This is a genomic window from Streptomyces sp. SID3343 (assembly GCF_009865215.1).
GTDB lineage: Bacteria > Actinomycetota > Actinomycetes > Streptomycetales > Streptomycetaceae > Embleya.
Genome location: NZ_WWJX01001003.1, coordinates 1 through 9,698, shown reverse-complemented (window position 1 = coordinate 9,698; position 9,698 = coordinate 1). Strand labels below are relative to the sequence as shown.

The following is a 9,698-nucleotide window of genomic DNA, read 5'->3' as shown; positions in this document are numbered from 1 at the left end:
GCGGGCCTCGGCTCACAGGTGTTGGCCGATGAGCAGGCCGAGCAGGTAGGTCAGTGCGCCGGCGGCGGCGCCCAGCACCAGTTGGCGCGAGCCGCTGAACCACCACGGGCGCGCGGTGACCCGCGAGACGGCCGCGCCGGCCCCGAACAGGCCCAGTGCGGTCAGCACGAGTGCGGGCGCGAGCGAGCTCGCGCCGAGCAGATACGGCAGCAGTGGGAGCAGTGCGCCGATCGCGAAGAACGCGAACGAGGAGCCGGCGGCGAGCCACGGCGAGGGCAGGTCGTGGGGGTCCACGCCCAGTTCCTCGCGGGCGTGGATCTCCAGGGCCAGTTCGGGGTCGCGTGAGAGTTGGCGGGCGACTTCGACGGCGAGGTCCTCGTCCAGGCCCCGGGCGATGTAGAGCTCGGCGAGTTCGCGTTGTTCGGCGGCGGGGCTGCGGTCGAGTTCGCGGCGTTCTATCTCGACTTCGGCGCGGGCCAGTTCGGCCTGTGAGGCGACCGAGGTGTACTCCCCCGCGGCCATCGAGAAGGCCCCGCCGGCGAGGCCCGCGAGGCCGGTGACCACGACGACCTTGGGGGCGGCGTCGCTGCCGACGACGCCGGCGATCAGGGCGAAGTTGGAGACCAGGCCGTCCATCGCGCCGAACACGGCGGGGCGCAGCCAGCCGCCGCCGATGTCGCGGTGGGTGTGGTCGATGCCGTCTTGGTGCCCGAGCGCGGGGGCGTCGGGGGCGGTCGGGCTGTGGGCGGTCTTCAACGTCGTGGGCCTCTCGTCGCACGGGAGTCACGACGCTACCGTTTCGGTCCGCGATGCCGCCGGCCAGGAAAGGCTGCCCGAACCCGCAGGTGAGCGGGTTGGGGCAGCCTGTTTCCGAGCGTGGTGACCGGGTGGGGCGGTCAGTCCTTCTTCGCGGTCTTCTTGACCAGGGAGGGCTCGCGCGCCGAGTCGGCGGCGGAGCCCGAGGCGGTATCGGTGTCGGCATCGACGGCGGCGGCCTTGTCCGACTCCTCGGCCGAGGCGGCCTTGTCCGGAGCCGGGTCGGTGTCCTGCCTGTCGGGGTCGGCCTCGGCGGCCTCGGCCGGCGTGTCCTGGGCCGGGTCGGCTCGTGCGTCGTCGTCGGGCACGTCCTCGGCCGCCGCGTCGCCGGCCTCGTCGTCCTCGTCGTCGCCCGGGTAGGTGCCCACCAGGGTCTCGGGTGCCTCGCGCCCGGGGTGCTTGCGGCCCGAGATCCAGATGTAGGCGATCGCGCCGACGAACACGACGATCGCCGTCCAGTTGTTCAGCCGCATGCCCAGGATGTGTTCCGCGTCGTCGACGCGCATGTACTCGATCCAGAATCGGCCCACCGTGTAGCCCGCGACGTAGAGCGCGAAGGCGCGGCCGTGGCCGAGCTTGAAGCGGCGGTCGGCCCAGATCACCAGGGCGGCGACGCCGATGCACCACAGCGACTCGTACAGGAACGTCGGGTGGAACGTGCCGGCCTCGCCGGGGTGGATCACGTTGTGGTCGCCGTCGATCTCGACGGCCCACGGCACGTCGGTCTCGCGGCCGTAGAGTTCCTGGTTGAACCAGTTGCCCCACCGGCCCACGGCCTGGGCGATGACGATGCCGGGGGCGAGCGCGTCGGCCACCGCGGGCAGTGGGATGCCCCGGCGGCGGCACGCGATCCACGCGCCCACTCCGCCGAGGGCGATCGCGCCCCAGATGCCGAGGCCGCCCTTCCAGACGGCGAACGCCTGCGCGGGGTCGCCGCCGTCGCCGAAGTACGGCTCCGGCGTGGTGATGACGTGGTAGAGACGGCCGCCGACGAGGCCGAACGGCACCATCCACACGGCGAGGTCGCCGACCGTGCCGGCGCGACCGCCTCGGGCGACCCAACGTCGCTCGCCGAGCCAGATCGCGATGACGACGCCGATGATGATGCACAGCGCGTAGCCGCGCAGCGGGATCGGACCGAGGTCGATCTGGCCGCGGGAGGGGCTGGGAATGAATGCGAGGTCCATGGCGGGTACGACGCTACCGGGTGCGGGGCCCGCTGTGCGCCGGCGGGCATCCGCGAACGGGCGCGGCGCCGTGGATTCGGCGCCGCGCCCGGGTGGTGTGATCGGGGTGAAGCGGGTGGTTTCGGTCACATCGCCGGGCCGTGGCACCGATACCCGGTGTCGGGTGTCCGGCACTGCGACCGCGGCGACGCGATTGCCGGTACTAGGACTTGATCGCGGCCTCGATCTGCGCGCGCAGCTCGTCCGGGGTGGCCAGGCCGCGGCCTTGGACGACCAGGGTGATCGGCTTGCCGTTGACGCCGGCGCTCGGGGTGCCGGTGACCCGTGTGTTGCCGATCTTGGCGTCCTGGAAGTTGTTCTCCACGTTGTCGACCCAGCTCGCGTAGGACAGGTCGTTGACGCAGGTGTCGAATTGCGGCGTGCGCAACCCGTCGACCTTGCCGGCGAGGTCGAGCAGGTACGAGCGGCTGGAGAACTTGTCGTCGAGCTCGTCGGGCTGGTTGGCGTAGAGCGTGTCGTGGTAGGGCGCGAACTTGCCCGCGGTCTGCGCGCATCCGGCGGCGTTGGCGGCGTACTTGGAGCCGTTGCCGCCGAGTTTGCCGTCGAGGAACGACGCGATGTGGTAGTCGATCTTGATCGTGCCCGCGTCGGCCATCGCCCGCATGGTCGGGCCGAGTGCCTTCTCCACCTCGTGGCAGATCGGGCAGCGGAAGTCCTCGTACATGATCAGCGTGGGCGCGTTGGGATTGCTGCCGACGGTGATGCCCAGGCCGTCCGAGGACAGGTTGGCGGGCGCACTGGCGGGCTTGGTCAGCGCGCTCTTCCAGGGCCCCTTCTTCTTGTTGGTCTTGGACATGCCGACGATCACGCCGATGACGGCCACGACCACGAGCACCGCGACGACGGAGCCGGCGATGATCATGACGCGTTTGCGGCGGTCGACCGCCTGCTGACGGGCGCGCTCCTGCGCCATGCGTTCGCGCGCGGTGCGCTTGCCTTCGGAGTTCTTCGAGCTCACGTGGTCTCAGGGCCTTTCGGTTCCCGGGTTCCGGGGTTTCGGTATGCGATCTCGCGCTCGTCCCGGCCCTCGTCGTACGCCCGGGGCTCCGGTGCGTCGTCCTCGTCCTCGTCGTCGTCGTCCTCGTCCGCGAGGTCGTCGTCGTACGGGTAGGGCGGTTCCTCGGGGAACAGCCACGCGTCGGCGGACCAGCGGGTGCGGGGGAAGACGATCAGCCAGATCGCGAGCAGCAGGAAGCCGCAGTCGCGCAGGATCTCTTCGAGGTACGCGGTCTTGTCCGGCTCGACCGGACCGCCGCCGCCGAAGCAGCCGCAGTCGATCGCCAGGCCCCGTGCCCAGGCTTGGGCGATGCCCGCGATGAACACGAGCAGCAGCAGCGCCGACAACGACGCCACCAGGCGCGTGCCCAGGCCCAGGATCAGCAGCAGGGCCAGGCCCAGTTCGAGGTAGGGCAGGGCGTAGCCGATCGGCTCGACGAGGTTGTCGGGCAGGATGTCGTAGCCGCGGACCGCGTAGGCGGCCTGGTCGGGATCGAGCGCCTTCTCCCAGCCGGCGTACGCCCACACGAAGGCCAGGCCCAGGCGGGCGAGCAGGCCGATCCACGGGGTGGCCCGGCGCAGCTGCGCGCCGCGGCCGCCGGTGGTGTCCGGGGGGGCCGCGGCGCTCACCGCTCGGTCACTCGCTCGCTCGTCGTGCTTCCCACGGTCCGACCTCCGTCACTGCGGGTGAGGATCAGGAACGACCGGCCCGACCCTCCCCCACACCCGGACCGGCGCATGGCCTGTCTAACCGGCGGAAGGTGCCTGAGGTTGCGTTCCGAGAGCCGCCTTCCCACTCCCGGGGTTTTCCAGGCGTTGGTCGAGCAGTTCACGAAGGTTGTCGGCCGAACGCATGGCCGAGTTCCCGCTCGGCACGACTTTTCCGTCGACGGCGACGGAAGGGGTCGAGGAGACGCCGGATTTTTCGAACGCGGTTTCGGAGTCGGCGACCCATTGGGCGTTGGCCGCGGTGTTGACGCACGCGTCGAACGCGGGGCCGCGCAGGCCGGGCACCTGGTCGGCGAGTTCGAGCAGTCGGGCCGTGGTGTAGCCGTCGGTGGACTCGTCGGGCTGGTTGCCGAAGAGCACCGAGTGGTAGGCGGTGAACTTGCCGGCGTCGACGGAGCAGCGGGCGGCGTTGGCGGCCTTGACCGAGCCGTTGCCGCCGAGTTTGCCGTCGAGGAAGGAGGCGATGTGGTAGTCGATCTTGATTTTCCCGGCTTCGGCGTAGTCGGCCAGGAGCGGGCCCATGTTCTTCTCGAAGCGTTCACAGAACGGGCAGCGGAAGTCCTCGTAGACGGTCACCGTCACGGGGGCTTCGTCGCGGCCGACGCGGATGGTGCCGTCGGGTTGTGCGGCGGCCGTGATCGCGGCCAGGTCGAGGCCGGTGCGGATCGGGGCCTTGGGGGTCGTCCTGGTCGGGCCGGTGCGGTCGCCGGAGGAGTCCTTGTCCTTGTCGTCGTCCAGGAACAGGACGCCGAGGACGGCGGCGAGGGCGGCGACGACGATCACCCCGACGACGGTCAGGATCACGGGTGTGCGGCGGGTCCTGGTGGTGCTCAACGCGTTTCCTCCGAGTTTCGATGGGACGGCACCGACGTTCGCGGGCGGGTCGGACACCGGTGAAGGGGTCCGGGGCGTCGCGGTGCGGCATGCGAACGGCCGCCGCGGATCGACCGCGGCGGCCGTGAACAGCCGTCTGTATTTTGGCGTTTTTTTACGCGCTATGCGCTGTTCATCGCTTACGCACGCCTTCGGCGAGTTCCGCCGCGAGGGCGCGGACGGCGTCGAGGCCGGCCGCTTCGTCGGGCGCGTCCTGGAGGGCGCGCACGAACGCGGAGCCGACGATGACGCCGTCGGCGTACGCGGCCACCTCGGCGGCTTGGGCGGCGTTGGAGACGCCCAGGCCTACGCAGACCGGGAGTTCGGTGGTTCGGCGGGTGCGCTCGACGAGGTTGCCGGCGAGGTCGCTGACCGAGACGCGGGTGCCGGTGACGCCCATCAGGGACGCGGCGTAGACGAAGCCGCCGCAGTGGCGGGTGGTGTAGGCGATGCGTTCGTCGCTGGAGGACAGGGCGACCAGGAAGATCCGGTTCAGGGCGTGTCGGTCGGTGGCCGCGATCCAGTCGTCGGCCTCGTCGGGGATGAGGTCGGGGGTGATCACGCCGCTGCCGCCGGCGGCGGCGAGTTCGGTGGCGAAGCGCTCGACGCCGTAGCGCTCGATGGGGTTCCAGTAGGACATGACCAGGGTCGCGGCGCCGGTTTCGGCGACGGCGCGCACGTTGTCGATCACGTGGTGGGTGTTGGTGCCGCGGGCGAGGGCGTGTTCGACCGCGCGTTGGATGACGGGGCCGTCCATCTGCGGGTCGCTGTACGGCAGGCCGACCTCGATGACGTCGCAGCCGCCCTCGACCATCGCGCGCATCGCGGCGGCGGAGCCTTCGGCCGAGGGGTAGCCGGCGGGGAGGTAGCCGACGAGGGCGGCGCGGTTCTCGGCGCGCGCGGCGGCGAGCACCCGGTCGAGCCTGGTCGCGGTCGTGGGGGTGCTCACGGGTGTACTCACGGGTGTGGTCACGACTGCTCCGCTTCCGCGTCGAGGAGATCGAAGTACTTGGCGGCGGTGTGCATGTCCTTGTCGCCGCGGCCGGAGAGGTTGACCAGGATGGTGGCGTCGGGGCCGAGTTCGCGACCCACCTCCATCGCGCCGGCGAGGGCGTGCGCGGATTCGATCGCCGGGATGATGCCTTCGGTGCGGCACAGCAGTCGAAACGCCTCCATCGCGGGGGCGTCGTTGATGGGCCGGTAGATCGCCCGGCCGCTCTGGTGCAGCCACGCGTGTTCGGGGCCCACGGCGGGGTAGTCGAGGCCGGCCGAGATGGAGTGGCTGTCGCGGGTCTGGCCGTACTCGTCCTGGAGCAGGTAGGTGCGGGCGCCGTGCAGGACGCCGATCGAGCCGCCGGTGATGGAGGCGGCGTGCCGGCCGGTCTCGACACCGTCGCCGCCGGCCTCGAAGCCGTAGAGGCGCACGCTCTCGTCGGGGATGAACGCGTGGAAGGCGCCGATCGCGTTGGAGCCGCCGCCCACGCACGCGCAGACCGCGTCGGGGAGCCTGCCGGTGAGGTCGAGCACCTGCTGCCTGGCCTCGACCGAGATGATCTTGGCGAAGTCGCGGACCATGGCGGGGAACGGGTGCGCGCCGGCCGCGGTGCCGAGCAGGTAGTGGGTGGTGTCGACGTTGGCGACCCAGTCGCGCAGGGCCTCGTTGATCGCGTCCTTGAGGGTGCGCGAGCCGATCGCGACGGGGATGACCTCGGCGCCCAGCACGCGCATCCGGGCCACGTTCAGGGCTTGGCGTTGCGTGTCGAGTTCGCCCATGTAGACGACGCATTCGAGGCCGAGCAGGGCGCACGCGGTCGCGGTGGCGACGCCGTGTTGGCCGGCGCCGGTCTCGGCGATGACTCGGGTCTTGCCCATGCGCTTGGTCAGGATGGCCTGGCCGAGCACGTTGTTGATCTTGTGCGAGCCGGTGTGGTTGAGGTCCTCGCGCTTGAGGATGATTCGTGCGCCGCCGGCGTGTTCGGCGAAGCGCGGGGCCTCGGTGATGATGCTGGGGCGTCCGGCGTAGTCGCGCAGGAGGCCGGCGAACTCGCGCTGGAACTCGGGATCGTCCTTGGCCTTGTCGTAGGCCGCGGTCAGTTCGTCGAGGGCCGCGATCAGGGCTTCGGGCAGGAATCGTCCGCCGAAGACGCCGAAGTGGCCGGAGGGATCCGGCTGTTGGGCAGTGCTGGACATGGCTGGTCCTTGTCGGTGTTTGCCGCGCGGGCGGCACGTTGCTGACGGTTGGTCAGGAAACGTGCCGGCGCCATCGGGCGCCCGGCACTTGGCCGGGCTCGCTGCCGATGACGTAGCGCACGCGGCGACCGCGTGCCCTGCGGGCGGGCGCGCGACAGCCGCGAGGCTTGCAGCCTCGGGCCAGTCGCGGGTCCATGCTCATGGGTTGTGCTCGCTCAGCCGCGGGTGTGGCGGATCGCGGGGTGGGTGCCGGCGGCGACGAGGTCGGCGACCGAGCTGCGCGGGTCGCGCCCGGTGACCAGCGACTCGCCGACCAGGACGGCGTCGGCGCCGCTGTTGGCGTAGGCGATCAGGTCGTGCGGGCCGCGCACACCGGATTCGGCGATGCGCACGCAACGGTCGGGGATCATCGGCGCGATGCGCGCGAAGTTGCCCCGGTCGACTTCCAGGGTCTTGAGGTTGCGCGCGTTGACCCCGATGACGGTGGCGCCGGCGTCGAGCGCGCGGGCGGTCTCCTCCTCGTCGTGCACTTCCACGATCGTGGTGAGACCGATCGAGCGCGAGCGCTCGATGAGCGAGACCAGCGCGTTTTGCTCCAGGGCCGCGACGATCAGCAGGGCGACGTCGGCGCCGTGCGCGCGGGCCTCCCACAGCTGGTAGCTCGTGACCATGAAGTCCTTGCGCAGGACCGGGATGTCGACCGTGGCGCGGACCGCGTCGAGGTCGTCGAGCGAGCCGCCGAAGCGGCGCTGTTCGGTGAGCACGCTGATGATCGAGGCGCCGCCGGACTCGTAGTCGGCGGCGAGGCCGGCCGGGTCGGCGATCGCCGCGAGCGCGCCCTTGGAGGGGCTGGAGCGCTTGACCTCGGCGATGACGGCGATGCCTTCGCCGCGCAGCACGCTCTCCGCGTCACGGGGCGCCGGCGCCTTGGCCGCGAGTTCCTTGATTTCGTCAAGGGATACGCGGGCCTGTCGTTCGGCGAGGTCGGCGTTGACACCGTCGATGATCTCGTCGAGAACAGTCACGCCCGTACATCCCCTCGTTCGTCCGGAGAACCTGCTCCCCCGGCCCTTCGATGGTATAGGCCTATTCGAACAGGCCCGGCCACGCCGTACTACCGCCGAAAAGGTGGCAGTGCTACCGCCGAAGAGGTGGAGGCAGCATACGGCGTCGCACGGTCGATCCATACGCACGGTCCGGCAGCCGGAAGCCCGATCGGTCACTGTGCGTCAGGGTGCCAGAGCCGCGCCGAAGGGCAGGTCCCGGACGACCCAAAAGAGCAGTACGACCACCAAAAGGCCCCACAACCAACGGGGATCGGACAGCGATCGGCGCGGCTCGCCGCGCGCGGTGCGCAGCGTCCAGCGCAGCCACAGCCAGCCGATCACCGGGAACATCAGCACCGCGAGCGCGTTGTAACCGAGCGCCGCGGGCACGTCCAGACGAGTCAGCGCGTGCACGCAGCGCAGCCCGCCGCAGCCGGGGCAGGCGAGGCCGGTCAACCACAGGTAGGGGCACGGCGGATAGTGGCCCGACTCGCGCGGATCCACCAGGCCGACGTAGGTCGTCGCGGCGGTGACCAGGGCGAGCGTCGCGGCCGGCAGGCCGAGATTGCGCAGCCGGAAACCGGGGGTGGGCGTCGGGTGCGCCGAGGGCGTCGTCACGCGCTCATTGTGACCGCGAAGGGGCCCGTCACAGGTGACCCAGCGTGTCTTTCCACCCCAGGACGAACACCCCGACCATCCATGTGGTCCAGAAGATCACCCCGAGCAGGACGGTCCCGATGGTCCAGTTGCGCGCCCGCAGCGAGGCCGTCTCGGCACCCGCCCAGTCGCCGCGCTGCCATCGCTCGTTGACGCTGGTGGCCGCGAGCAGCGCGGGCACGCCCGCGACGAAACAACAGAAGACGGTCGCCAGCACGGCCCAGGCAAGGTAGTTGTCGGGTGCCCGGGGCGGCGGTGGGCCCGGGGTCGGCGGCGGCCCGTAGGGCACGGTGTGGCCGAACGGTCGAGGATTCGACCAGTCCCGTGTGCGGTCCTCACCGCCACCGGGAGGTCCCGGATAGCCGTAGGCCACATTTCCCCCTTGATGCGTGCGTACGTGGGTACACCCGCAGCCGCCTGCCGCGAGACCGGCGCCCGCGTGCCGGTGGGTGTCGTGTCGTGACACACCGGGCAGGACCGGACACGGCCCGACCCGGGGCGCACGCTCACCCTAGAACAGCGGCGCGCCGCCGGGGAGAGCGCGCGTCCCGGGTCGGGTCACGCGAGGTACAGGTCGTGCTCGGAGCGAGGTTCAGCGACGTGCGGGGGCCGCGCCCATGCCGCCCATGCGCATGCCCAGACCGGCCACGCAGCCGACGAGGACCACGGCGGCGCCGGCCCAGAACAGCATGACGCTCGCCGCGATCATGGCGACGCCGGAGATCGTGCAACCGATCAGCGCCAGTATGGTCACGGTCCAGGCCGCCGGGGTGCTGCCGTGGTTTCCGCCTTGCGAGGACATCGCTTTCTCCTTCGACTTCACACACGTGGGCGCGGCCACCGCGACACCGTCTTCGGTGCTCGGTTCACGACCGCGCGGCATCCATTGTCACCGGTATGGAGTAGTGCTCAGCGCGTGGGGTCCTCGCCGCGGTCGAGCGCGTTCCACAGGTCGGCGTTGGTGGCCGTGCCGCGGCGGGGCGCGGCGGCCGGCCGGCCCTTGCCGGCGGGGGCCTCGTAGCGGTTGGACATGCCCGGCCAGCGGCGGCCGCGGACCAGGACCAACAGGCCGGCGAGCAGGATGGCGATGCCGCCGCCGGCCGCGAACCACGGCCAGACGGCGTGCGTGACGTCCACCGCGCGC

General features: G+C 71.2%; 12 protein-coding genes. All 12 read right to left on the bottom strand.

All coding sequences use genetic code 11. From position 1 onward, the window contains the following. Positions 1–12 precede the first annotated feature (12 nt). The gene (locus GT354_RS31630) at positions 13–756 is read right to left on the bottom strand and encodes a VIT1/CCC1 transporter family protein (RefSeq protein ID WP_161359811.1); all 744 of its coding nucleotides are present in this window, start codon (positions 754–756) and stop codon (positions 13–15) included. A 140-nt stretch (positions 757–896) separates the two neighbouring features. Beyond that, positions 897–2,003: a prolipoprotein diacylglyceryl transferase gene (lgt, locus tag GT354_RS31625; RefSeq protein ID WP_161359810.1), complete on the bottom strand. Its 1,107-nt coding sequence runs from the start codon at positions 2,001–2,003 to the stop codon at positions 897–899. 202 nt (positions 2,004–2,205) lie between these two features. Continuing rightward, the gene (locus tag GT354_RS31620) at positions 2,206–3,021 is read right to left on the bottom strand and encodes a thioredoxin domain-containing protein (protein ID WP_346012268.1); all 816 of its coding nucleotides are present in this window, start codon (positions 3,019–3,021) and stop codon (positions 2,206–2,208) included. After that, a complete protein-coding gene (locus tag GT354_RS31615) occupies positions 3,018–3,689 on the bottom strand; it encodes a MauE/DoxX family redox-associated membrane protein (protein WP_161359809.1) in 672 nt (223 codons plus the stop codon). The genes GT354_RS31620 and GT354_RS31615 overlap by 4 nt, the downstream gene beginning before the upstream one ends. Positions 3,690–3,806: 117 nt before the next feature. Further along, positions 3,807–4,622, bottom strand: a complete 816-nt coding sequence (locus GT354_RS31610; RefSeq protein WP_161359808.1) for a thioredoxin domain-containing protein — start codon at positions 4,620–4,622, stop codon at positions 3,807–3,809. 172 nt (positions 4,623–4,794) lie between these two features. Continuing rightward, positions 4,795–5,610 carry a tryptophan synthase subunit alpha gene (trpA, locus tag GT354_RS31605; protein WP_161359807.1) on the bottom strand — a complete coding sequence of 272 codons (816 nt, stop codon included), beginning with the start codon at positions 5,608–5,610 and terminating at the stop codon, positions 4,795–4,797. A gap of 20 nt (positions 5,611–5,630) precedes the next feature. After that, positions 5,631–6,851 carry a tryptophan synthase subunit beta gene (trpB, locus tag GT354_RS31600; RefSeq protein WP_161359806.1) on the bottom strand — a complete coding sequence of 407 codons (1,221 nt, stop codon included), beginning with the start codon at positions 6,849–6,851 and terminating at the stop codon, positions 5,631–5,633. A 215-nt stretch (positions 6,852–7,066) separates the two neighbouring features. Further along, the gene (gene trpC, locus GT354_RS31595) at positions 7,067–7,876 is read right to left on the bottom strand and encodes an indole-3-glycerol phosphate synthase TrpC (RefSeq protein ID WP_161359805.1); all 810 of its coding nucleotides are present in this window, start codon (positions 7,874–7,876) and stop codon (positions 7,067–7,069) included. Positions 7,877–8,080: 204 nt separating this feature from the next. Next, a complete protein-coding gene (locus GT354_RS31590; RefSeq protein WP_161359804.1) occupies positions 8,081–8,515 on the bottom strand; it encodes a DUF2752 domain-containing protein in 435 nt (144 codons plus the stop codon). 28 nt (positions 8,516–8,543) lie between these two features. Next, positions 8,544–8,927 (bottom strand): CD225/dispanin family protein, encoded by a 384-nt coding sequence (locus GT354_RS55980; protein WP_161359803.1) that lies wholly within the window; start codon positions 8,925–8,927, stop codon positions 8,544–8,546. Positions 8,928–9,146: 219 nt separating this feature from the next. After that, positions 9,147–9,356: an HGxxPAAW family protein gene (locus GT354_RS31580; protein ID WP_161359802.1), complete on the bottom strand. Its 210-nt coding sequence runs from the start codon at positions 9,354–9,356 to the stop codon at positions 9,147–9,149. Between the two features lie 107 nt (positions 9,357–9,463). Next, on the bottom strand, positions 9,464–9,698 hold a 235-nt coding region (locus GT354_RS31575), incomplete at its 5' end, for a Trp biosynthesis-associated membrane protein (RefSeq protein ID WP_161359801.1).

What these genes read in the sequence shown, in the direction of transcription:
- lgt (WP_161359810.1), bottom strand. Translation starts at nt 2,003, where the DNA reads ATGGACCTCGCATTCATTCCCAGCCCCTCCCGCGGCCAGATCGACCTC.
- trpB (WP_161359806.1), bottom strand. Translation starts at nt 6,851, where the DNA reads ATGTCCAGCACTGCCCAACAGCCGGATCCCTCCGGCCACTTCGGCGTC.
- GT354_RS31580 (WP_161359802.1), bottom strand. Translation starts at nt 9,356, where the DNA reads ATGTCCTCGCAAGGCGGAAACCACGGCAGCACCCCGGCGGCCTGGACC.